Consider the following 22,040-nt stretch of genomic DNA (forward strand, 5'->3'; position numbering starts at 1 on the left):
CGCGCTGGCGTTTCCAGCGTGGTGACAAAGCGCTAGAATGGTCGGTTATCTCAGGCCGTTCTGGCCCATCCACCATACACAAGGGCACTATGCGCAAGGTTTCCGCACTGCTGCTGGCCGCTGAACGCCGTGCAATCAGCGGCTTGGCTGGCCTTTACGCGTCTCGTATGCTGGGACTCTTCATGGTTCTGCCGGTACTCGCGCTCTATGCTGATACGTTGGCAGGTGCAACGCCGCTGCTCGTGGGGGTCGCGTTAGGCATCTATGGCCTTACCCAGGCGTCGCTGCAAATTCCGTTTGGCCTGCTCTCTGATCGTATCGGGCGCAAGCGAGTGATTGCCATGGGGCTTGTGATTTTCGCCGTCGGTAGTGTGATCGCTGCAATGGCGGATACGATTGTCGGCGTGATCGCCGGGCGCGCGCTGCAGGGCGGTGGCGCCGTGGCGGCGGCCATCATGGCGCTACTGGCCGATCAAACCCGCGAGCAGGTTCGCACTGCCGCCATGGCCACCATCGGTCTTTCGATCGGCGTGTCGTTTGCCATTGCCATGGTGCTTGGTCCCTGGCTGGCCGCCTGGGCCGGTCTCTCCGGCGTGTTTTGGTTTACCGCCCTGTTGACGCTGGTGGGACTGGTGGTGCTATGGCGCTGGGTGCCGCCCGCTCCGCGCCGGTTGCGCCACCGCGACGTTGGGCTGGATCGCAAACAGTTCAAGAGCGTGATGACTCGACCCGATTTGTGGCGACTGGATCTATCGATTTTTGCGCTGCATTTGGTACTGATGGCCATTTTCGTCGCCATTCCGTTTCGCTTGCTCAATGCAGGCGTAGCAGCGGAGTACCATGGGCTTGCCTATCTCGGCATCATGGCACTGTCATTCGTCGCCATGGTGCCGCTGGTCATCGTCGCGGAAAAACGTCAGCGGATGAAGCTGATGTGCCTGCTGGCCATTGGGGCCATTGCCTTGAGCCTGGCGAGCCTGGGGATGCCGCTCTCGCAAGGACGTTGGCTGTTCGTTTGGTTGTTCGTGTTTTTCACCGGATTTAATTTGCTGGAGGCGACGCTGCCCTCCATGCTCAGTAAGCTGGCCCCAGCGGGTGCCAAGGGGACGGCCATGGGGGTGTACTCCACCAGCCAGTTTTTAGGCGCCTTTTTAGGCGGCACGCTGGGCGGCTTGTTAGCCAACGTTTGGGGGTTGAACGCCGTCTTCATAGGCTGTGCCTTGTTGGCGCTAGGGTGGTGGACGGCCATGTGGCGTATGCCGTCGCCGCCGCCGCTCTCGAGTGAAGTGATGGCGCTGCACGAAACGCAGCCCGATGCGATGAACCTGTTGATGGAGCATCTTGCCGACGTGGTCGGCGTAGAAGATGTGATGGTCGTGCCAGAAGAGCGTTTGGTCTACTTGAAGGTCAATCGCGACGCATTGGACCAGGCGGCGTTGTCGAGACTGATGTCGCCGCCACGAACCTAATGACTCACCGCTGGCTTAGCTGTGACCAGCTGTCAGTGACCGCTAATGTACACGATGAATGATGAGGAGCGACCTTATGGCGCGCGGGATTAATAAAGTTATTTTGATTGGCAACTTAGGCCAGGATCCGGATGTCCGTTTCACTCCCTCCGGTACCGCGGTGGCGAACCTGAACCTGGCCACCTCTGATACCTGGATGGATCGTCAAAGCGGCCAGCGTCAGGAGCGCACCGAATGGCATCGCGTGGTGCTGTTCAACAAAACGGCCGAAATTGCCCAGCAGTACCTGAAAAAGGGCTCGAAAGTCTATATCGAAGGCCGCCTGCAAACGCGCAAATGGCAGGATCAAAATGGCCAGGACCGCTACAGTACGGAGATCGTCGCCAACGACATGCAGATGCTCGATGGCCGCAGCGGTGACTACCAGGGCGGCGGTGCGCCGCAAGGTGGCTATGCCCAGCAGGCACCTGCTCAGCAGGCCCCGCCGCAGCAGAACTATGGCCAAAACTATGGTCAGCAGCAGCCACCCCAACAAGGCGGTTACCCCAATCAAGGCGCTCCGCAGCGCTCTGCGCCGCCCCAGCAGCCTGCGCCTAACCAGCAGAACAACAGCTACGGTGCGCCTGATCCGGGCAATTTCGACGACTTCGACGACGAAATTCCGTTCTAACGCTGGCAGGCGTTCGTCACCGCATGACGCACGAGTTTACGTTCTTGGGTTGAGGAAGAGGGTCTGTCTTGAAGCTGCTGATACTGGATGCCGGGCACTGCTTGAGTTTAGCATTGGCTCGGGAAGCGAGCCGGCGCACCGATACCGAGCTGGTAATCGAACAGGGCCTCGCCGTTTCGGCGAGCCAGCTGCAGGCCATCGCGCCCGATGCGGTGATCATTCCGCCGCTGGCGCATCCGCTGAGCATGACCCCTGCCGAGGTAAAAGCCCATGCGGACGCCGTGGAGCGCTGCGTGGATGCGTGTCAAACCCAAGGAGTGGCGCTGGTCTGGTGCGTGTCCGATCAGCTTTACGAAGAGGGATTCGATATCCCCATCGATGAGCACGTCGTGCCCGCCCCACGCGACGAGTGTTTGCGCCGCCTCGTCCAGACCGGCGACCGCATTCGCGCCGACTACCACCGACACCTGATCGTGCGCTTGGGGCCCCTGTTCGCGCTGGAAGGCAGCCACGCTTGGCTGAATGAAATCATTGATAGCTTGGTGACCGGGCAGGCGGTTCGGGCCGCCGAGGATGTCGTCTGTTGCCCAACATCGGCCGATGCAGTGGCGATGGCGCTCATCGGCATGCTGCAGCAGCAGGCCTGCGGGGCCGACGCTTGGGGGGCCTACCATTTGGCAGGGACGGAGCCGGTCAGTGCGTTCACCTTTACCTCGATGGTGCGCACGCAATTGGCGACGCACCTGGAGGGCCGAGGTGAGACGGTCGCGCTAGGTGAGGTGCAAGCACTGAACCATCACCACGATGCTAAATTACGCCGCGTATTGAACTGTCGCCGCGTGCTGGATGTGTTTGGCGTTCATCAAAAGCCATGGCGGCTGGAAGTTGGACGCATGCTGGATGCTTGGTGTCTCACCCGCGACCAGCAGCCCGATGACGTTGGGACAGGAGAGTCAGTTTGATCAATGTGGGTCGCAGCCTGCTGTTTTATGTAGGTTATTTCACTGCCATGCTGCTCATTGGGGTGCTTTTTTTACCCATCGCACCGTTTCTGCCACTGGCGGCTCGCTATCGGCTGTTGAATCTCTACAACTACTTCTTGATGGTGTGGTTCCGCATTGCCTGCGGTGTGCGCTATGAGATTCAGGGGCGGGAGAATATCCCGTCAGGGCCCTGCGTCATTCAAGCCAATCACCAGTGTGAGTGGGAGACGGTCTTTCTGCAGGTGATGAAGCCGCCGGTGTGCACCGTGCTCAAGCGCGAGCTGCTGCGCATTCCCGTTTTTGGGTGGGGGCTGCGCTTGCTACGCCCGATCAGTTTGGATCGCTCCAAGCCCGCGCGAGCCATGAAACAGGTGCTGACGCAGGGCGTCGAACGCCTGGGCACTGGCCTGTCTGTCCTGATTTTCCCAGAGGGCACGCGGGTGGATCCTGGCGTGCGCAAGCGCTATAACAAAAGCGGTAGCGTCGTTGCTTGCCGAGCCGGTGTGCCGGTGCTTCCCGTCGCTCACAATGCCGGTGAGCGCTGGCCTGGTCGTCACTGGGTCAAGCGCCCAGGGGTGCTTCGCGTGCGCATTGGACCGCCCATCGCGACCGAAGGGCGCACGCCCGACGAGGTGTTGGTGGATGTCGAAGCCTGGATCGAGGGGCAGCTGCAGGAGATTTCCGAGGTCCCAAGGCCCGTGGTTCGCTAAGCGCGCTGAGCAACTATCCACACATATTCACGCAAAAACGGCGCCCGAAGGCGCCGTTTTTGATGCCGTACATGGATATCAGTCGTCGTAGCGCTGGAACACCAAGCAGGCGTTGGTGCCGCCAAAGCCAAAGCTGTTGGAGAGCACGCGCTCGAGGGTGACGCCGTCGCGACGCTCGGTCACGATATCGAAACCGTCGGCCTGCTCGTCGAGCTGCTCGACGTTGGCAGAAGCGGCCACGAAGTCGTGCTGCATCATGAGCAGCGAGTAGATCGCTTCCTGTACGCCAGTGGCACCCAGCGAGTGGCCGGTGAGCGACTTGGTCGAGCTCATGGCGGGCGTTGAGTTGCCGAACACGCTGCGAATCGCTTTCAGTTCAGCGACATCGCCAACCGGTGTCGAGGTGCCATGGGTATTGATGTAGTCGATATCGCCCTGCACCGTGGCCATGGCCTGATGCATGCAGCGCATCGCGCCCTCACCAGAGGGGGCCACCATGTCATGGCCATCCGAGGTCGCGCCATAGCCGACGAGCTCGCCATAGATCTTGGCGCCGCGCGCTTTTGCATGTTCGAGCTCTTCCAGCACCAGCATGCCGCCACCACCGGCGATGACGAAACCATCGCGGGCCTGATCGTAAGGGCGAGAAGCTTTGTCCGGGGTGTCGTTATAGTGCGTAGAGAGAGCACCCATGGCGTCGAACAGACATGACAGCGTCCAGTGCTCCTCTTCGCCACCGCCAGCAAAGACTACGTCCTGCTTGCCGAGCTGGATCTGCTCCATGGCGCTACCAATGCAGTGGGCCGAGGTCGCACAGGCAGAAGAGATGGAGTAGTTCACGCCTTTGATCTTGAACGGCGTGGCCAAGCAGGCGGATACCGTGCTACCCATGGTGCGGGTCACGCGGTAAGGGCCAACGCGGCGCAGGCCTTTCTCGCGCATGAGATCGGCGGCTTCGACCTGATTGGCGCTAGACGCGCCGCCCGAACCTGCAATCAGGCCGGTGCGCTCGTTCGACACTTGCGCTTCGGTCAGACCAGCGTCTTCGATGGCTTGAGCCATGGAGACGTAGGCGTAAGCCGCTGCATCGCCCATGAAGCGGCGCAGCTTGCGGTCGATTAGCGTATCGAGATCGATATCGACACTGCCCGCCACATGGCTGCGGAAGCCGCGCTCGGCGTACTCTTCCTTGAAACGAATACCGCTGCGCCCGCTTTTGAGCGCGTCTAAGACCTGTTGCTGGTCGTTGCCTAAGCACGACACGATGCCAAGGCCGGTGACTACCACTCGTCGCATGGGAGCCTCCTGTTAGAAATTCGCAGTGGAGGTGAATAGGCCAACGCGCAGGTCATTAGCCTGGTAGATATCGCGCCCGTCGACGGACACGGTTCCGTCGGCGATGCCTAAAATGAGCCGACGGGTAATGACGCGCTTCATGTTGATGCGATACGTCACTTTTTGAGCGTCGGGCAAAATTTGGCCGCTGAATTTCACTTCGCCGCAGCCTAGCGCACGGCCTCGGCCAGGATGGCCAAGCCAGCCCAGATAAAAACCTACCAGCTGCCACATCGCGTCGAGACCCAAGCAGCCAGGCATCACCGGGTCGCCGGGGAAGTGGCAGTCGAAGAACCACAGATCCGGAGTGATATCCAGCTCGGCGATCAGTTCGCCTTTGCCGTGTTCACCGCCCTCTTCATGGATATGCGTGATACGGTCGAGCATCAGCATGTTGGGGGCTGGCAGCTGTGCATTGCCTGGGCCAAAAAGCTCGCCACGCGAGCAGGCCAGCAGTTCTTCGCGATCAAAGGAGTGTTGCTTGGTCACTGAATCGTTCCGAGTATGAAGATGGTTGTTGCGCCTAGTCTACTTCCCGAGACCACCGAATGCACGTCACGGGCGCCTTATCGTCACTTTCTAATGCTTTTTAATGATTTGCCAATACGGCAATCGTCATGAGTGTAACGTTTCACTTAGCGAATTCGCACAATAAACGGCCTATTGACGTAATATGCTCTATCCAAGTTTTGGGTTAGACGGCATGATGTCGTCGACCCTTGTTTTTAGTTAGTGATTGCTGATAGGACAACAAGACCCGCCATGTGGCTGCCTGTTTCTCTTAATCGTCCGCTGGTTTGGGTAGCGCTCATGGCGCTGCCTGCGTGTGTATGGATTCCTGATACCGCGCTGCGCATGGTGGCCGCCAGCTTGGTTACGTTGGGTTTATGGGATGCTTGGCACCAAGTTCGTCAGCAGCGGTTGCGCCTGCGGCTTGCCCAAGATGCCATGGGGTTGGCGGGGGATGCCATGGTCATCAGCGACGTGCAAAATCGCGTTCTGGCCGTCAATCCGGCCTTTACCGACATTACCGGCTACGAGAGTCAGGAGATGGTCGGCCGCAAGCTTGAAACCCTCGCGGCGCAGCGCCACGACAAAGCCTTCTATGAAAGCTTTTGGAGCACCCTCAAAGCCACGGGCCGTTGGGAAGGGGAAATGTGGAACCGCCGCAAACATGGCGATGAGTACCCCGAGTGGCTCAAGGTTCGTGCCGTGACCGACAAACGCGGCAAGATTACCCATTTCATCAGTCTGTTTACCGATATTTCGGCGCAAAAGGCTCGCGAGCGTGACCTGCGCCGCATCGGCTACGAGGACCCGCTGACCGGGCTACCTAATCGTCGCCGCCTGCATGACCTAATGGCCTCAAGGCTGCGCCACCTGCGCGCGGGTGAGAGTTTGGACATGGCGCTGATCGATATCGATGGTTTGAAGTCGGTCAATGACAGTCTGGGCGTCGAGCAGGGGGATCGGTTGCTTGCGCGGTTTGCTCAGCGGCTCACCAGCTACATGGCGGGCAGCGTCGTCGGCCGCCTGGGGGGTGATGAGTTTTTGGTGATTCGCACCACCACCTTCGATGATCACGACAAATGGATCATGACCCTGCGCGATCATATGTGCAGCCCTTTCGAGATCAATGAGCAGTCGCTGCGCCTAGGGCTGACCATTGGCAGCTGCCGCGCGCCCGAAGATGGCCGCGACTCCGGCGTGCTGTTTCAACGTTTGGAGTCCGCCCTGTATAGCGCCAAGCGATTGGGGCGTAACCATAGCCAGCGCTTTCGCCCAGCCTTGGACAAGCAGGATAATCCCCAGCTGGCGCTGGTCAGCGATCTGCGCGCCGCGCTGGTGTCCGGTGACCAGTTAGAGCTTCACTACCAAACTCAGCACCACCCAGGCAGCGGTGAGCTGATGGGCATGGAGGCATTGCTACGCTGGCGCCATCCACAGGATGGCATGATCTCGCCGGGCGAGTTCATTCCTCTGGCCGAGCGTCATGGTCTGATGGCCGAGCTAGGTAGCTGGGTGATCGAGAAAGCGTGTGCGCAGCAAGCACACTGGCAAAACAGCGGTATGCCCAAAGTGACCGTGTGGATCAACATCTCGGCGCTGCAGCTCTTTCAGGGCGATCTGGAAACCCAATTGGCGACCTGCTTGGAGCGCTATCAGCTCAAACCGTCGCAAATTGGTCTGGAGCTCACCGAGTCGGTGCTGCTGGACGAGCGTGCCGGCGACATGGGCCCCCGCCTACAGGCGCTTCGGGCGCTTGGCTACGCCATTGCCATCGACGACTTCGGTACCGGCTATTCATCGTTAGGCTATTTGAAACGACTGCCGGTGGATAAGATCAAACTGGACCGTGCGTTCATCCGCGAGCTTCCCAATGACCAAGCCGATGCGGCCATCGTCACGGCGGTGTTGGCCATGGCCGATGGGATGGGACTGGAAGTCGTGGCGGAGGGCGTTGAAACTCAAGCCCAGTGTCAGTTTTTGATCAAAGCGGGCTGTACGCTGGTGCAGGGATTTTACTTCGCCAAACCACTGCCTGCCTCCGAGCTAGAGCAGCGCTGGTCGCCGGTGGCGCTTGCCGAGGGTGTTCATTGAGTCGTTGCAGCGACCCGCCGTGCGTAGTAGCTAATGCCTAGGCAAAGCGCGGCCCAGATGACCGCTTGCACCGGCAAAAGCCACGCTGCCAAACTTACGTTGGCCAGCGCCGCGCCCCCCAAATAAGAGAGTGGGCCACTGATCGCGCCACACGCGGCGGCCATCAGAGGGTAGCGCCATAGCCAAACAAGCGAGTGAAAGACCAGCGTGGCGAACAGCGGCCAGAGCATCCATAGCCATACGGGCAGCAGTCCCGCAACGAGCGCTTGGTCGCCAAAATCGAAGCCGCCTGCCACATGTAGTCCGCCATCCATCGCCAGCCCCAATAGAGCGAATAGCCCGATGAAACGCCATTCGCCGGGTTTGGCCCAGTGCCAAAAGTGCCAGCCCAGCAGTGCCGCCCCGCTGATCGCGGCGATCCATGAGCCGCCCAGCACACATAGCAGCCAGCCCGCCTCGAAGCGCAGCGCATTGAATAACATCGCGCGTACTGGCATGGGGGAGGGCGACGCCATTTACAGCGCTCCGGTGAGCGGGGCCGGTTTGGCCGCCGGCTTGGCCAGCAAAAGGTGGCAGGTGCCGATGGAGCGCTCGATAAAGCCGCCTTCGCAGTAACACAGGTAGTAGCGCCACATACGAATGAAGCGCTCGTCATAGCCTTGGCTACGTACCTGGTCGAGACTCGCCTCGAAACGGTGGCGCCACTCCCGCAGCGTCCGTGCGTAGTGCTGGCCAATCTCATCGAGCGCCACGACGTTGAGAGACGTTTTACGCATTACGCTCGAGAGCATGGCGTGATGGGAGGGCAAAAAACCACCGGGGAAAATGTAGCGCTTGATGAAGTCCATGTCGCGTTTGGCCTCTTCGAAGCGCTGGTCGCGAATGGTGATCGCTTGCAGCATCACTTGACCATCATCGGTCAGCAGGCTGTCGATCTTTTCGAGATACGTATTGAGATACTGATGTCCCACCGCCTCGATCATTTCTACCGAGATCAGCCGATCGAAACGTCCGGTCAGCTCGCGATAATCCTGCTTCAGCAGTGTGATTTTATCTTCCAGCCCTTCTTCTTTGATGCGCAGGGCGGTATGTGCGTACTGCTCCTCGGAAATCGTCGTGGTGGTCACCCGGCAGCCGCGTGTCTTGGCAGCGTGAATGGCCAAGCCGCCCCAGCCCGTGCCAATTTCCAACAAGTGGTGCTCGGGGCGAACGTCCAGCTTCTCGAGCATGATGTCGAGCTTATAGGTCGAGGCCTCTTCCAAACTGGCTTCCGGGTAGGGGAAGACGGCGCTGGAGTACATCCAGTGGCGTGTATCCAGGAATGTCGCAAACAGATCGTTACCGATGTCATAGTGCGCGGCGATATTGCGCTTGGAACCGGACAGACTGTTGCGTTGGAAGCGGTAAGCCAGTCCCAGCAGCCAGCGGGTGAGGCGAGCGCTACCGTTCTCCATCTGGCCATTGACATGATCCAGATTGGCCGCGAACAGGCGGACCAACGCCACCAAGTCATCGGCGTCCCAATCGCCGTCCATATAGGATTCTGCGGCACCGACGGTGCCGCCAAAGGCGAGCCGCTTCCAGGCGCGTGAGTGACGGATCACCACGGTGACTTGTAGCGGGCCCTCCTGACCCAGGTGATGGCACTGGTTGCCCTCGATCAACGTGATGCGTCCGCCGCGAAAGGCATCCAACTGAGCCAGCAAACGGGGTTTTAGCCAGCGAGTGAAGCGGTCTTGGCGCGCTGGCTGGCTATTGGGAGGCGTGGTACGCAGGGTGGTCATTTTGAAGTCTCCTTGCGCTTAGGGTGGTTATAAACGGGGATGCGCTTGAGCCACAGGCGAAGCGCTTCAAAATGGATTCCCGCGACCGTTTTCAGACTCATCCAAGGGTGCTTGGCGAGGGTGGCCAGGAGCACGCCGCGCGTGGCGGGCGCTGCATCGAGCGTGAGCGTAGCGTCGAAATGGCGTTGTTCGTGCTGCCAGTTCTCCATATGCAGATAGAGCTGGTCGCCGGGCGAATTGAATTTCCAGCGATAGGTCATCTCCATGGGGTTGAAGGGCGACACGTGCATGGCTTTAGCAAAGCGTGCCTGATGCGCGTGGCGGTCGGTCTCGACATGGCAGGCGTAGCAAGTACGCTCGCGCCAGGGCATATTGGTGACTTCACCCAGCACGGCGGCTAGGCGTCCCAGCTCATCGTAGGCGTAGTACACGGTGATAGGGTTGAACATCGTGCCGAGGGTGCGCAGTTGGGTCAGCATGCAGATACGACCGTTAGGGGCGCTGCCTAGCTGGCGGGCCAACTCTTCCCGCACGGCGGTGCGCAGCGGGCGGTCCGTCGGGGCCAGATAATCTTCGCGACGAAAGCGCGCCAGCGCCGGGCGTCGCGCGCTGAATCCCGGCACGCCGTCGAAGAGCGTGGGGAGCTCATCGAGATCGAGCCACGCCATCCACATCTGATAGCTAAACGTGTGAACCTTGGGCGTAAAGCGGCGGTGGCGAAGCGTACCGCGATAGATGCGCGAGCGCGGCGCAGCGATCATCCCAGCCCCTCCCCAACGCTGTTGGGCATCAACTCATGCGCGGGCAGCGCCGTCGGCGTGGTGGGCGGCTCAGCGGCTTCGTCACAGCCCAGTGCCTGCGCCACACGTAGCGCGCTCCAAACGCCGTCCTCATGAAAACCGTTGCGCCAGTAGGCGCCGCAGAAGTGGGTGCGCCGTGCCACCGACGAGATCTCGTCGTGGCGCATTTGAGCGGCCTGACCTGCCAGCGTGAACTGGGGATGGGCATAGGTGTAGCGGCCAAGCACCTTGGTCGGATCGATACTGTCGGAATCGTTCAGCGTGACGCAAAACGTGGTGTCTGCTGCTAAACGCTGCAGGATGTTCATGTTGTAAGTGACCGATACTCGCTCGTCGGCGCCGCGGCCATCCAACCGGTAGTTCCAGCTTGCCCAGGCGCGCTGGCGGCGGGGCAGCAGCGAGGTGTCGGTGTGCAGCACGACCTCGTTGTCCTGGTAAGGCATTGCTCCCAGGATCTCGCGCTCGGCGGCAGAGGCATCTCCTAGCATGGCGAGCGCTTGGTCAGCGTGACAGGCCAGTACGACCTGGTCGAAGCGTTCGCTGCCCTGGGCCGTGGTCACCACGACACCCGTGTCGCTGCGAGTGATGTGGGTCACCGGGGTGTTGAGACGGATGCGCGACGCATAGGGCGCGGTCAAGCTAGGGATATAGCGCTTGGAGCCGCCCACGAGGGTATACCATTGGGGGCGGTGGTTGACCGATAGCAGTCCATGGTTGCGGAAAAAGCGAACGAAAAACGTCAGTGGGAAAGCGCGTAGATCACCAATGCTCGCCGACCAGATGGCGGCCCCCATGGGCAGCAGGTAACGACGCTGGAACGCGTCGCCGTAGCCGTGTCTATCGAGGTACTCACCCAGCGTCATGTCCGCCGGTAGCCGTTTGCTCTCTAGGTCGGCGGTGGCCTGTTTGTTAAAGCGTAAAATATCGCGTAGCAGACGATAGAACGAGGGATTGAGCAGATTGCGGCGCTGGGCGAAGAGCGACGTGAGCGTATGGCCGTTGTACTCGAAGTCGACGTCCGTCTCATGCACCGAAAAACTCATCTCGGTGGCTTGGCTGGGCACGCCGAGGGTCGCTAACAAGCGTTGAAAATGGGGGTAGGTCCAGTCATTGAAAACGATGAAGCCGGTATCGATGGCGTAGGGCTCGCCATTGACCTCGACGTCCATGGTGGCCGTATGGCCGCCTAGTCGACGATCGGCTTCGAACAGCGTCACCTCATGCTGTGAGGATAGGTACCATCCGGCGGCCATCCCGCTGATGCCGCTGCCAATAACCGCAATGCGCTGTGACGCTGTGACGCTCATGGTGACTCCTTGGTTTGCCGCGTCATGCGCAGGCCAATCCATCGCCGCAGGGCGGGGGGTAAAATGCCCAAACATTTGACGATATAGGTAAACCGCCGTGGGAAATGGATATCCAGGCGACCTTTGGCCAGCCCTGCAATGATCGCCTTGGCGGCTTCGTCGGCCGTGACCTGCATGGGCATAGGAAAGTCGTTGCGGTCGGTGAGCGGTGTTTTCACGAAGCCCGGGTGGATCAAGCTGACGTCGATGCCTTCCTGGTGCAGATCAAGACGCAGAGATTCAAGAAAGTAACTCACGGCGGCCTTCGACGCGCCGTAAGCCTCCGCGCGAGGCAGCGGCAAGTAGGCCGAGGCGCTCGATGTCGCGGCCAAGCGTGCTGGTTTGCCTTCCTGACGAGCAGCACGCAGCAGCGGAAGGGCGGCGTCGACGCCATACAGCGTGCCAAACAGGTTTGGAGTGAAAACACGTTCGACGAGCGCCATATCAAAGTGTCGCGCGTCGAGATACTCGCAGGTGCCCGCGTTGAATAGTGCAACGTCTAATGCGCCCAGCCATTCGCGAATCTGCTCACCGGCGGCTAATACGGCCTGATGGTCGCTGACGTCCAGGGGCAACGGATAAGCGTTGTCATGGCCATTGCAAAGCGCATGCAATGCCTCTTCGTTGCGGGCGCTCAATACCACGCGGTGTCCCTGTTCGATTAACTGTTTGGCCAGCGCTTCACCAATGCCGGAGGTCGCGCCGGTCAGCCAGATACGTTGGGACGTATTCCATGTGCTCATCCTGCTCTCCTGTAGCGGCCTGTTAGCACGCAGCCTGCGTGCGTATCAACGAGGTCACACGACTCAACCCAGGCGCTGCTTTAACCAGCGTATGACACGTCCCATGATGGGAAGGTGCTCGTACAGCATGGCCCCAGCATCGAAATAGTCGCGGTGACGCGACACTTTTCCGTCCTCGGTAAACGTCAGCGCACTGCAACCCTCCACACTCACTGGCCTTCCCCGGGCCAAGCGAGGGTGAACGAACTCCATGGTCCACGTCACGAACGCTTGATACCCCTGCATCTGCTGGGTATGGAACGTGAAGCGGCAGCGCTCAACGTTTTCGTACATCGTGGCGAAGTAGCGCTCTAGCGCCTTGCGACCCTCAATGTGATGTAGCGGATCGTTGAAAACAACTTCCTCAGTATATACCTCGTATAGTTTTTCTGTACAGGTGTTGTCTAGTTTGTTGAAGAAAGCACAAAACTTGGCCAAAGCGCGGTCGTCGGTCATCGCACACTCCTTGCAAGTGACAGGGCGTCATGATGAGAGAATGGTAGGTAGATAGGCAGCATAGCGGCACATGGCCGCCATGAAGAGGCGTATGTGGCGGCTACTTCGAGAGCGCTTTGAAGGCGTCGAGTGCCCGCTGGCGCGCCGCTTTGTGATCGACGATGGGCGCTGGGTAATCGATGGGATCGAGCATGTCTTTTGGTGGGGCGTGTCGCGCTTTGGCTGGCAGCGATGCAAGCTCGGGCAGCCATTGGGCGATGAACTCGCCGTCGGGGTCGAAGCGAGTCGATTGGGTGGTGGGGTTGAAAATGCGGAAATAGGGTGCCGCATCGGTTCCCGTCGAAGCGGCCCACTGCCAGCCGCCATTGTTGGCGCAGAACTCGCCATCCACCAAGTGGCGCATGAAAAAAGCCTCACCACGTCGCCAGTCGATCAGCAGGTGTTTGCTCAAGAACATGGCCGTGATCATGCGCAGACGGTTGTGCATCCAGCCGGTCGACACGAGTTGGTGCATGGCAGCGTCCACGATGGGGTAGCCGGTGCGGCCCTCGCACCAAGCGGCAAAGCCGTCGTCGTCATCGCGCCAGTCGAGCTGCTTGGTGTGTTCTTGAAACGGCTGGTAGCGGCACACCTGGGGGAAGCCGACCGCCACATGCTGATAAAACTCCCGCCACACCAGCTCGTTCACCCAGGCCGTCAAGCCCGCGTCGCCGTCGGCGAGGCTCCCGCCGTTTTCGCTCATCACGGCTTGTAGGCACTGGCGATACGAGATCATCCCCAGGGCTAAATAGGGTGACAGCTCGCTGGTTCCCCGCACCTTGGGAAAATCGCGCTGATCCTTGTAATGCCGCCCGCGAAAACGCAAGAAGCGCTCCAAGTTGTCGCTAGCGGCGTTTTCGCCTGCGGGCCACTGGCGGCCATCCAGCGGCTCGTCGTCGAGCGCGGGCAGAGACGGAAGCGAGTCGCTTTGGATCTCGAGGGGCGACTGGGCTTCTGGCGTGTCGCGCAGCGCAAGCTGATCCGCCGTTACCTGTTTGTGCCACGCTTTCGCAAAGGGTGTAAACACGCCGTAGTAATCGCATTTGCCGGTCAGCAAACTGCCTGGGGCAAAGGCAACGGCGTCATGGTGACCATGAGCAGTTATCTCTGCCTGTTGAAAGGCCTTCAGTACTGCCTGATCGCGGCGCTGCTCGTTGAGCGGATACTCGTAATTGAAGTGTAGCCGCTCGACGCCGTACTTCTGGGCAATCTCCAACAGCGCTTGAGGGGCGTCGTCGTAGCGTTCGATATCGCGGTGCAGAAGCGGGATGTTCAGACCGTTGAGCGACGTCTTCAGTGCACTGACGCCGCGCGCCCAAAAATCGAGCTTGTTCGCACCGTGACCGTGGTCACGCCACTGCTCGATGCTGCGTAAAAAAACCGCTACGACCGGCCCTTTGGCGGCAGCGGCGGCGAGTGCGGAATTGTCATGAATACGTAAATCGCTGCGAAACCAAACAAGCTGCAGGTTCATGCAAAATCCTTAGGTTAGCCGATGCCACCGCGTTTACAGGATACCGGATTCACGTAGCAGCGGGCGCAAACGAGCAATCGCTTGGGGAAGGTCGTCCCCCAGCATGTGAACGGCGCCGTCACGGAGGTCGTTCTCGCGCAGCCGCGCCACTTCGCCGCAAACGCCGAGGGGCACGCCGAGGGCTTCGGCGGCTTTGGGTAAATCGTCGCGAATATAGCGATCGTTTTCCCGCTGACCGCTGGAAAGCAGCACCATCGATGAATGTAGGCGAGATACCGCTTGCGGCAAATCGTCGAGTGGCAGCGAGTGATCGAAGAGTTGCACGCGGTAGCCTTGTTCGCTGGCCATGAGCGCGCACATCAACACCCAAAGCGGACCGGGGTCGTCAGGCATAGCGCTGAGTAGGATCAGCGGTCCCCGTGTCGCTTGGTTGGCGTAGTGCAAGCGAATACCTACTTGGCTGCGGAAAAACGCTTCGAACGTGCGGCGTACCAAGTCGTCGGGCTCGGCGGCCCACTTGGCTTCTAGGGTCAGAATGACCGGCTGCCAAAGCTCGTTGATCGCCACGCTCAGCGGATAAAGCGCCAGGCTCTGGTGATACAGGGCTTCTAACTTCGGCAAGTCGACCGCTTCGATGACCGCCTGAAGCTGCTGGCGTTGGCTGGCCCAGTCACCGGCATTCGGCGTTGGTGCCTCGACCGTTTCAGGTTGGTCGAGCAGGTCCGCCACTTGGCTGACCGGTACGCCGCGGTTTAGCCATTGAAGAATGCGCTCGATGCGGCTGATATCGTCCTGGGCGTAGAGCCTGTGGCCCTTGGGCGTGCGCTGTGGACGAATCAAACCGTAGCGTCGCTCCCAGGCGCGTAGAGTGACCGAGTTCACACCCGTCAAACGGGAAACTTCCCGGATCGGATAGAGGGGAGTATCGGGTGGGTGGGTCGCCTTGTTGCTCATGGGCGCCATTGCCTCTTGGTTGCCTGCAGCCAGCGCTGCAGGGGTCTGTCAATAATTGCGATAGCTATGTTGCCGCGCCAGCTCGGCGCAGGGCCATCTAGCCGTATAGCGATGTCGTATAGCGATTCGTTGAATAACACCTAATCGATGGAATAGGATCACGCTATTATAGGCACCTTTGTACAATTTGTGGCGACTGGGTACAACCTTTGCGGTGTCCATCTTGGTGCGCTGTTAGTCGGAGTATTATTAGACCGACCGGCCTAATAATGCCGCCCCCAGCTCGTTTCCAGAGAGCCAAGCATCCTCGACACGGCTACCGCGGAAGCTGTCACCGCACAGTGCTAAACCGCTCTCACTGTACAAGAACGACTGCCTGCCTGGCGAGGCAGGCTGGGCATAGCGCCAGCGGTGCGCCCCTACGTCAATAGGAGAGGGGAGCGATGTGTCGCTGGGCAGTGTGATGACGAATGCCTCCCATAGCTGCTGCGCCGCGGAGGCTGGTGTCGCGTCGATATGTGCATCGCTCCAGTCGAGTTGGGCCAGCAGGCTCAGGCTTTCCGGCTGGTGCTTTCGCCCTGGTTTGGTGTGGTTGCGAGAGACCAAGCGTAGAGCAGGATGCTCAAGATGCAGGCTCTGCCACTGGTCGCCGACGGGAAGTCTTGGAAGCGATTCGTCAAATATGGCCCATGCCGCCCAGCAGCTCCGCTGCGGTCTTTCTTCACAGGCGTCGGACAGCATCGGTTCCCAATCTGCCAGCAGCGCTTTCGCCTGGGGCGGCGGGGCGCTGATCACCACGCAATCGAAAAGACCGTACCGGTTGTCTTGAGCATCGCGAAGCTGCCAGCCTTTGGGCTGGCGCTCTAAGGCCGTGATGGTCGTTTCGAGCAAGAGCGTGGCATCAGCGAACGCGCTCAGCCCGTCGGCCAGGTAGCGAGTAATGGCGCTCATGCGCGGCGCTCCACAATAGCGTATCTGCCCATCGTCGTGTGTTTGCCAGCCGGATGCACTAGCCTGATAGCGATGTGTTGGCCAGATGTCCACACAACCGGCGTGTCGCCACTCGTCGACCTGACGCGCAAAACGCTCATCACGCACGGTAAAGGCTTGGGCGCCGAGGTCGAGCATGGCGGCAGGGCGCTGTTTACTGGACATTCGCCCGCCGGGACCGCGTGCCTTATCGAATAGCCGAACCTGGGTGCCCTGCTGCGCCAGTCGATGGGCGCAGGCCAGCCCAGACAGCCCGGCGCCCACGATGGCCACGCGAAGCGCAAAGGGTGATGGATAGCTCTCGTTTGCCGTTGCGGCCATACGTCCTCGCGGTATCAGTAGGCGGGTTCCATTTTATCGTAGCAGTTATGTATAAATATCGTACAATTAAATAAGTTGCAATGTGTATGAGTGACCGAACCTCGCCCACCGAGACCGCTCATCCGGCGGTGGCAGGCAACACTCTCCTGCACACCACGTTTAACGGCAAAGGAGTGACACCATGCGGGTATTAATCACCGGGGGCAGCGGTTTCGTGGGCCAGCGACTCAGCCAAGTGCTGATCGACCAAGGGCACGAGGTGCAGGTGGTGTCCCGAACGCCCCACAACGTGCGCGGTAAACTGCCCAAGACCTGCGATATCCGCGATAGCGCGCAAGCCTTCGTGGACACACCGCCAGACGCGCTGGTGAATTTGGCGGGGGAGCCCATTGCGGCAAAACGCTGGAACACCGAACAGAAAGAGCGACTCATCCGCTCACGGGTCGAGAGTACCCAGCAGCTCATTGCCCTCTGCGAGCAGCTGACGGCCAACGGCCAACCTTTACCGAGCGTCATGGTGAGCGGTTCGGCGATGGGCTATTACGGCGATCAGGGGGACAAGGTGGTGGACGAGACCACCACGCCCCACGACGAGTTCGCGCATCGGCTGTGCGCTCAGTGGGAAGCGGCGGCCAAGCCCGTGGAGACGATGGGCATCCGGCTGGCGATTCTGCGTATTGGGCTGGTGCTCGAAGCGGGGGGCGGGACGCTGCAAAAAATGCTGCCGCCGTTCAAACTCGGCCTAGGCGGGCGGTTTGGTGATGGTCAGCAGTTCATGCCCTGGATTCATCGAGATGACCTGGTGGCCGCGATCATCTATTTGATCACCCAGCCAGCCCTCTCTGGTGCGTTCAACGGCAGCGCACCGCATCCGGTGACCAACGCCGAATTCACCCAAACGCTGGCCAAGCAGCTGCATCGTCCGGCCATGTTTCCGGTGCCCGCGTTCGTGCTGAAAGCGGGCTTTGGGGAGATGTCGCGGCTGCTGTTGACCGGGGCAGACATGCGTCCCGAGCGGCTACGCGAAGCGGGCTTCGAGTTTCAGTACCCGACGCTCGACCAAGCACTGGCGGCCATCCTATAGCCGCCCGTCGTGAGCCTTAGTTCGCGTTGGAGTCGACGGTGATGATCACCCGCACCGAGTCGAGTCGTAGGCGAGTGTTTTCGATAGCGCTGCTCAGCGCCTGACGCTCCTGCTGCAGCGCTTCCAGCTCTTCACTACGCACCGCCGGATTGTGCTCCGCCAGCGCCGTCAGGCGGGCCAGCTCGGCGTCGAGCTGGGCGCGCATGCGGATTTCTGCGGCCTCTACGATACTCGGCAGTTCACGCTCGGCTTCGCCTTCTCCTTGGGTGAGCAGCTCGCGAAGCTGATCATGGCGGCTCTTGATCAAATCCCGCGCCAGCGACTTGTTCACCTTCTGCAGGTTTTTGCCCAACCCGGTGAACGAGATTTTGCTGGTCAAATTGGCGCCTGACTCATCCAGCAGTACGCGTACGGCGGTGGGCGGCAAGAAGCGGTTCAGGTGCAGCGATTTGGGGGCCGGGCAGTGGGTGCGAAACACCAGTTCGGCCATCAAACGCCCGCTGGGAATCGCTGGGTGGCGTAGCAGCGCCAGCGCGGTATTGCCCATGGTGCCATCGAGAACCCGGCCGATCATTTCGCGCACCAGCGGATGCTCCCAGGAGAGTCGCTGTACGTCATCCCGCGCCAGTGCCTGGGCGCGACTGTAAGTGGCAGAGAAGCCCTCTTCGCCTTTGACCAACCCGGGCAGGCCATCCAGCATGTGCTGGCTGGGCTGAAGGTGCAGCAGACCGTTGCCGATCTCCTGGCTGTCGACCCCGAAGATATCCAGCGCACGCTCCACGTAGCGAGGCAGCGCCGGATCCTCGTCCAGCTCGCGCACGGCATCGATCACCTGCTGCGCTCGCCCGGGGCGGCAGGCGTTGAGTTCCAGCAGGCGGTTGCGGCCTGCATCCCGTTCGGCGAGCTTGGCGATGAACATCTCTCGGGTCTCGTCGATGATCTCGTCGAGCATCTCGTCGTCGAGCAGCGCATCGGCCAGAGCATCGCCAAAGGCATCGAACAGGTCGCTGCCCACTCCATGGGGCGCGCTGAACGCGTCCATGCCTTCGTGGTACCAGCGCAGCAGGCGCTCGCCGGGGCTGCCGGTAAACGTAGGCACGTGCAGTTCGATGGCGTGGCGCTGGCCGATCCGGTCAAGGCGGCCAATACGCTGCTCTAGCTGGTCGGGGTGCTGCGGCATGTCGAACATGACCAAGTGGCGGCAGAACTGGAAGTTGCGCCCCTCGGAGCCGATCTCGGAACACACCAACACCTGGCAGCCATCCTCTTCATCGGCAAACGCGGCGGCGGCCCGGTCGCGCTCGACCAGCGACAGGCCTTCGTGGAAGACCGGCGCATGGTAGCCGCCCAAGACCCGCAGGCCCTCCGCGAGCCCTTCTGCGGTTTCCCGGTGGTGGGCAATGACCAGTACTTTGTCGTTGGCGAAGCCCGTCTCGCTGTCGTCGCTGAGTTTTTCGAGCAGCCAGTTGACGCGAGGGTCGATGTGCCACCAGGCCTCGGTGTTCAGCGGGTCGTTGCTGAGCTCGCGGTACATGGCGTCCGGGTAGATCAGTACGTCCGGATGGTCCATGCCGGTTTCGATCAGCAGCTCGTCCAAATAGTCGTCGTCGCGCTCCAGGCGGCGCAGCACGCGGCGGTAGGCCGACGGCAGTTCGAGCGGAGCTAAATGCAGGCGTCGCTCGGGGAAGCCACCTACGTGACGGCGGCTGTTGCGGAACATCACGCGGCCGGTGCCGTGGCGGTCGAGCAGTGCATCGCGCAGCTGGGCGCGTGCGGCGTCCTGCTGCTCCGGGCTGGCCTCTGGGTGGCACAGCGTGGCGAGCAGCGCCTGGCTGTCGCGGTCGTCGGCCACGGCGGCGACGCGTTCGCGGGCGCTCGCGGTGTGCGGCAGCTCCTCCAGGGCATCGATGGCGCCTGCCACCGCGACGTAGTGCTGCTCCTCCTCTTTGAAGCGCTCGATGTCGTGGTAGCGCTCGGCGTCTAGTAGCCGCAGGCGGGCGAAGTGGCTTTCCAGACCCATCTGCTCCGGCGTGGCGGTAAGCAGCAGCAGGCCGGGAATCTCGGCGGCGAGCTGTTCCACGCACTGGTAGCCGGGGCCGCTCTTCTCCGGGCTCCAATCCAGGTGGTGGGCCTCATCGACGATCAGCAGGTCGAAGCGGCTGGCCAGGGCTTGGTCCTGGCGATGAATGTTGGCGAACAGCCAGCCTTGGCTGGCCAGCACGAGCTGGGCGCTCTCGAACGGGTTGACGCTGCCGTGGGCCTGGCTCTGGTGCTCGTCCAGCAGAGTGACGTTCAGCGAGAAGCGGCGCAGCAGTTCGACCAACCACTGGTGGGTCAGGCTGTCGGGCACCAAAATCAGCGCGCGCTCTACCCGGCCAGCCAGCAGCAGGCGGTGCAGAATCAGGCCGGCTTCGATGGTTTTGCCCAGGCCCACTTCGTCGGCCAACAGAACCCGCGGCGCATGGCGTCCGGCGACTTCGTCGGCAATATAGAGCTGATGGGGTATGAGGTCGATGCGCGGCCCGGCAAAACCGAGGGCCCCGTGCTGCTCGATGCGCTGGAAGTGGTGAAGAGTGCGAAAGCGAAGATCAAACCAGTCGTTGCGGTCGACTTGACCGGTGAGCAAGCGGTCGCGGGCCTGATCGAACTGCATGGTATCGGCCAGCTTGGCCTCGGGCAGCTCGCGCAGAGTGCCGTCGCTGTCTTCACCGATGTAGGTGATCAGGCCGCGACTCTCTTTGCTGTCATCGACGATCATCTGCCAGCCATCGGCAGAGAGAACGCGGTCGCCGCTGCCGAACATCACGCGGGTGAGCGGCGCCTGGCGAGTGTTGTAGGTGCGGGTTTCCTGGCTGGCACTGAACAAAATGGTAACGCTACGGGCGTCGCAGTTAAGCACGGTGCCGAGTCCAAGCTCGGCTTCGCCGTCGCTAATCCAGCGCTGGCCGGGAGAAAAATCGCTCATGATGCCTCGAGGAAGTCGTCAAAATCGGGTCGTACGCCGCCGGGGCAGGTGACCGGCGGCTAACAGGGCGGGGGATTCTAACGCAAAGCAGCGGGGGGATTAAGGTCTATCGTGGTCAATCGCTCAACCAGCGCTCCAACTGCGCGCGGGTCAGTTCACCGACGTGCACGTCGAGGGTTCTGCCCGTCGTATCGAAGAGCACCGTCGTCGGAAGCCCCGGCGCTTGGAAGCGCGCCATCAGCGTCTGCTCGGGGTCGCGCAGCGGGTAACGGAAGCTGAGCGATTGCTCGTCCAAATAGCGGGCGATGGGCAGCAAGTCCTCGCCCTGATTCGCCACGATGACGGTGACGCCTTCGCGCTGGTCCGCCTCTTCCAGCAGCGGCATCTCGCGCAGGCAGGGCGGGCACCAGGTGGCCCACAGATTGACGATGATGCGTTCGCCTTGATGGGTCAGCGACGGCAGCGACACCGCGTTGCCGTCGAGATCGTCTAGCGTGACATCGGGTAGCGACGTGACGGCAAATGATTGACCCAGCGGTGATAGCGTGACCAGCACCAGCCAAAGGCTGGCGGCGCCTACCGTCATGGCCAGGCCGCCGATCATCGCCAATAGCCGCGCGCGCAGTGCCCAGACGGTCCAAAGCAAGCCAGCAAGCAGGCCGCCGAGGGCGTGATAGCCCGGCTGCCATACTTTCAGCGCGTCCAGCGGGGACGCAGCGTAGCTCTCCCAATGGAGGACGACGAACGTCACCCGCGCGCCGACGAGCCAGGCGAGCAACAAGCCGTTGAACCAGCGGCCATGGGGTCTGGCGGATAGCCCCAGCAGGTAGCGGCTGCTCAGCAGCAGCAGCAGCGCGCAGGCCAGCGCGTAAAGCCGTGGCGTCGAAATCAGCAGGGGGCCGAGGGCTATGGCATTCATCGTCATTCCGGTAAGCAGGTACACTAGGGCACCATACCATGCACGCTACTCACGATGGAGATGTCGATGCCGCAATCCTCTTTTGACACCCTGCGCGCTCTGGCCATAGGCAGTCAGGCGCTAGGCCTCGCGCTGATCATTACTCTCGAAACCGTGCTCGATGACGGTGCCCGCCCCTGGCAGGGCGCGGTACTGGCCGTCATGGTGGCGTGTGCGCTGCTCATTGCACTGGTGCGCATGTACCGCAACAAGCGCCGACAGAAGCGACTGGCTGAGCATTTAGAGGCATCAGAGCCGAAAAACCACGAGCGTTAGAAACCGTTGCTTGTGTTTTTGACGGGACGGTTCCAGATTATGG

The 22,040-nt window shown here is 61.1% G+C and carries 20 protein-coding genes; 7 read left to right on the forward strand and 13 right to left on the reverse strand.

Annotated features, from left to right (window positions below; all coding sequences use genetic code 11):
• Positions 1-89: 89 nt before the first annotated feature.
• From MHM37_RS08560 to MHM37_RS08575, 4 genes are all read left to right on the forward strand, one after another.
• Entirely contained in the window at positions 90-1,469 is a 1,380-nt protein-coding gene (locus MHM37_RS08560) for an MFS transporter (RefSeq protein WP_153843257.1), read from the forward strand.
• 76 nt (positions 1,470-1,545) lie between these two features.
• Entirely contained in the window at positions 1,546-2,139 is a 594-nt protein-coding gene (ssb, locus tag MHM37_RS08565; protein WP_239296390.1) for a single-stranded DNA-binding protein, read from the forward strand.
• A gap of 68 nt (positions 2,140-2,207) precedes the next feature.
• On the forward strand, positions 2,208-3,101 hold the full coding sequence (locus tag MHM37_RS08570; RefSeq protein ID WP_139527834.1) for a sugar nucleotide-binding protein: 894 nt from the start codon (positions 2,208-2,210) through the stop codon (positions 3,099-3,101).
• Positions 3,098-3,832, forward strand: a complete 735-nt coding sequence (locus MHM37_RS08575; protein WP_239296389.1) for a lysophospholipid acyltransferase family protein — start codon at positions 3,098-3,100, stop codon at positions 3,830-3,832. The genes MHM37_RS08570 and MHM37_RS08575 overlap by 4 nt, the downstream gene beginning before the upstream one ends.
• Positions 3,833-3,910: 78 nt before the next feature.
• Here the strand turns inward: MHM37_RS08575 and fabB are convergent, their stop codons facing one another.
• Together fabB and fabA are read right to left on the reverse strand one after the other, a co-directional pair.
• Positions 3,911-5,128, reverse strand: a complete 1,218-nt coding sequence (gene fabB, locus MHM37_RS08580) for a beta-ketoacyl-ACP synthase I (protein WP_239296388.1) — start codon at positions 5,126-5,128, stop codon at positions 3,911-3,913.
• 12 nt (positions 5,129-5,140) lie between these two features.
• Positions 5,141-5,656 carry a 3-hydroxyacyl-[acyl-carrier-protein] dehydratase FabA gene (gene fabA, locus MHM37_RS08585; RefSeq protein WP_139527837.1) on the reverse strand — a complete coding sequence of 172 codons (516 nt, stop codon included), beginning with the start codon at positions 5,654-5,656 and terminating at the stop codon, positions 5,141-5,143.
• A gap of 273 nt (positions 5,657-5,929) precedes the next feature.
• Here fabA and MHM37_RS08590 point away from each other — a divergent pair, with 273 nt between their 5' ends.
• Positions 5,930-7,768 (forward strand): GGDEF domain-containing phosphodiesterase, encoded by a 1,839-nt coding sequence (locus MHM37_RS08590; RefSeq protein ID WP_139527838.1) that lies wholly within the window; start codon positions 5,930-5,932, stop codon positions 7,766-7,768.
• Here the strand turns inward: MHM37_RS08590 and MHM37_RS08595 are convergent.
• The 9 genes from MHM37_RS08595 to MHM37_RS08635 form a co-directional block, all read right to left on the reverse strand.
• A complete protein-coding gene (locus MHM37_RS08595) occupies positions 7,762-8,283 on the reverse strand; it encodes a DUF2878 domain-containing protein (protein ID WP_239296387.1) in 522 nt (173 codons plus the stop codon). The two genes, MHM37_RS08590 and MHM37_RS08595, sit on opposite strands and share 7 nt — an antisense overlap.
• Positions 8,284-9,552 carry a cyclopropane-fatty-acyl-phospholipid synthase family protein gene (locus MHM37_RS08600; protein ID WP_153843254.1) on the reverse strand — a complete coding sequence of 423 codons (1,269 nt, stop codon included), beginning with the start codon at positions 9,550-9,552 and terminating at the stop codon, positions 8,284-8,286.
• Positions 9,549-10,313: a DUF1365 domain-containing protein gene (locus tag MHM37_RS08605; protein WP_153843253.1), complete on the reverse strand. Its 765-nt coding sequence runs from the start codon at positions 10,311-10,313 to the stop codon at positions 9,549-9,551. The genes MHM37_RS08600 and MHM37_RS08605 overlap by 4 nt, the downstream gene beginning before the upstream one ends.
• A complete protein-coding gene (locus MHM37_RS08610; RefSeq protein ID WP_153843252.1) occupies positions 10,310-11,659 on the reverse strand; it encodes an FAD-dependent oxidoreductase in 1,350 nt (449 codons plus the stop codon). The genes MHM37_RS08605 and MHM37_RS08610 overlap by 4 nt, the downstream gene beginning before the upstream one ends.
• Positions 11,656-12,441 (reverse strand): SDR family NAD(P)-dependent oxidoreductase, encoded by a 786-nt coding sequence (locus MHM37_RS08615; protein ID WP_139527843.1) that lies wholly within the window; start codon positions 12,439-12,441, stop codon positions 11,656-11,658. Before MHM37_RS08615 ends, MHM37_RS08610 begins: the two co-directional genes overlap by 4 nt.
• A 63-nt stretch (positions 12,442-12,504) precedes the next feature.
• Complete coding sequence (locus MHM37_RS08620; RefSeq protein ID WP_219862372.1) at positions 12,505-12,936, reverse strand: nuclear transport factor 2 family protein; 432 nt, start codon at positions 12,934-12,936, stop codon at positions 12,505-12,507.
• A gap of 100 nt (positions 12,937-13,036) precedes the next feature.
• Positions 13,037-14,449, reverse strand: a complete 1,413-nt coding sequence (gene phrB, locus MHM37_RS08625; RefSeq protein WP_239296386.1) for a deoxyribodipyrimidine photo-lyase — start codon at positions 14,447-14,449, stop codon at positions 13,037-13,039.
• A gap of 33 nt (positions 14,450-14,482) precedes the next feature.
• On the reverse strand, positions 14,483-15,403 hold the full coding sequence (locus tag MHM37_RS08630; RefSeq protein WP_176558247.1) for a MerR family transcriptional regulator: 921 nt from the start codon (positions 15,401-15,403) through the stop codon (positions 14,483-14,485).
• A gap of 249 nt (positions 15,404-15,652) precedes the next feature.
• Positions 15,653-16,714 carry an FAD-dependent oxidoreductase gene (locus tag MHM37_RS08635; protein ID WP_239286271.1) on the reverse strand — a complete coding sequence of 354 codons (1,062 nt, stop codon included), beginning with the start codon at positions 16,712-16,714 and terminating at the stop codon, positions 15,653-15,655.
• A 181-nt stretch (positions 16,715-16,895) separates the two neighbouring features.
• Here MHM37_RS08635 and MHM37_RS08640 point away from each other — a divergent pair, with 181 nt between their 5' ends.
• On the forward strand, positions 16,896-17,798 hold the full coding sequence (locus MHM37_RS08640; RefSeq protein WP_239286269.1) for a TIGR01777 family oxidoreductase: 903 nt from the start codon (positions 16,896-16,898) through the stop codon (positions 17,796-17,798).
• A 16-nt stretch (positions 17,799-17,814) separates the two neighbouring features.
• Here MHM37_RS08640 and rapA read toward each other — a convergent pair whose 3' ends face one another.
• Together rapA and MHM37_RS08650 are read right to left on the reverse strand one after the other, a co-directional pair.
• Positions 17,815-20,763 (reverse strand): RNA polymerase-associated protein RapA, encoded by a 2,949-nt coding sequence (gene rapA / locus MHM37_RS08645; protein ID WP_239296385.1) that lies wholly within the window; start codon positions 20,761-20,763, stop codon positions 17,815-17,817.
• 115 nt (positions 20,764-20,878) lie between these two features.
• Complete coding sequence (locus tag MHM37_RS08650; RefSeq protein WP_239286265.1) at positions 20,879-21,682, reverse strand: TlpA disulfide reductase family protein; 804 nt, start codon at positions 21,680-21,682, stop codon at positions 20,879-20,881.
• A 66-nt stretch (positions 21,683-21,748) separates the two neighbouring features.
• Between MHM37_RS08650 and MHM37_RS08655 the strand changes: the two genes are divergently transcribed.
• A complete protein-coding gene (locus MHM37_RS08655) occupies positions 21,749-21,997 on the forward strand; it encodes a hypothetical protein (RefSeq protein WP_239296384.1) in 249 nt (82 codons plus the stop codon).
• The last annotated feature ends 43 nt before the right edge of the window (positions 21,998-22,040 follow it).

The sequence above is a fragment of the Halomonas sp. MMH1-48 genome, from assembly GCF_022348105.1.
GTDB classification, from domain to species: domain Bacteria; phylum Pseudomonadota; class Gammaproteobacteria; order Pseudomonadales; family Halomonadaceae; genus Vreelandella; species Vreelandella piezotolerans.

Coding starts and splice junctions, on each gene's coding strand:
- MHM37_RS08605 (WP_153843253.1), bottom strand. CDS start 10,313: ATGATCGCTGCGCCGCGCTCGCGCATCTATCGCGGTACGCTTCGCCAC.
- ssb (WP_239296390.1), top strand. CDS start 1,546: ATGGCGCGCGGGATTAATAAAGTTATTTTGATTGGCAACTTAGGCCAG.
- MHM37_RS08630 (WP_176558247.1), bottom strand. CDS start 15,403: ATGAGCAACAAGGCGACCCACCCACCCGATACTCCCCTCTATCCGATC.
- MHM37_RS08560 (WP_153843257.1), top strand. CDS start 90: ATGCGCAAGGTTTCCGCACTGCTGCTGGCCGCTGAACGCCGTGCAATC.
- MHM37_RS08655 (WP_239296384.1), top strand. CDS start 21,749: ATGCCGCAATCCTCTTTTGACACCCTGCGCGCTCTGGCCATAGGCAGT.
- MHM37_RS08620 (WP_219862372.1), bottom strand. CDS start 12,936: ATGACCGACGACCGCGCTTTGGCCAAGTTTTGTGCTTTCTTCAACAAA.
- MHM37_RS08615 (WP_139527843.1), bottom strand. CDS start 12,441: ATGAGCACATGGAATACGTCCCAACGTATCTGGCTGACCGGCGCGACC.
- phrB (WP_239296386.1), bottom strand. CDS start 14,449: ATGAACCTGCAGCTTGTTTGGTTTCGCAGCGATTTACGTATTCATGAC.
- MHM37_RS08595 (WP_239296387.1), bottom strand. CDS start 8,283: ATGGCGTCGCCCTCCCCCATGCCAGTACGCGCGATGTTATTCAATGCG.
- MHM37_RS08635 (WP_239286271.1), bottom strand. CDS start 16,714: ATGGCCGCAACGGCAAACGAGAGCTATCCATCACCCTTTGCGCTTCGC.
- MHM37_RS08640 (WP_239286269.1), top strand. CDS start 16,896: ATGCGGGTATTAATCACCGGGGGCAGCGGTTTCGTGGGCCAGCGACTC.
- rapA (WP_239296385.1), bottom strand. CDS start 20,763: ATGAGCGATTTTTCTCCCGGCCAGCGCTGGATTAGCGACGGCGAAGCC.
- fabB (WP_239296388.1), bottom strand. CDS start 5,128: ATGCGACGAGTGGTAGTCACCGGCCTTGGCATCGTGTCGTGCTTAGGC.
- MHM37_RS08590 (WP_139527838.1), top strand. CDS start 5,930: ATGTGGCTGCCTGTTTCTCTTAATCGTCCGCTGGTTTGGGTAGCGCTC.
- MHM37_RS08610 (WP_153843252.1), bottom strand. CDS start 11,659: ATGAGCGTCACAGCGTCACAGCGCATTGCGGTTATTGGCAGCGGCATC.
- MHM37_RS08600 (WP_153843254.1), bottom strand. CDS start 9,552: ATGACCACCCTGCGTACCACGCCTCCCAATAGCCAGCCAGCGCGCCAA.
- MHM37_RS08650 (WP_239286265.1), bottom strand. CDS start 21,682: ATGAATGCCATAGCCCTCGGCCCCCTGCTGATTTCGACGCCACGGCTT.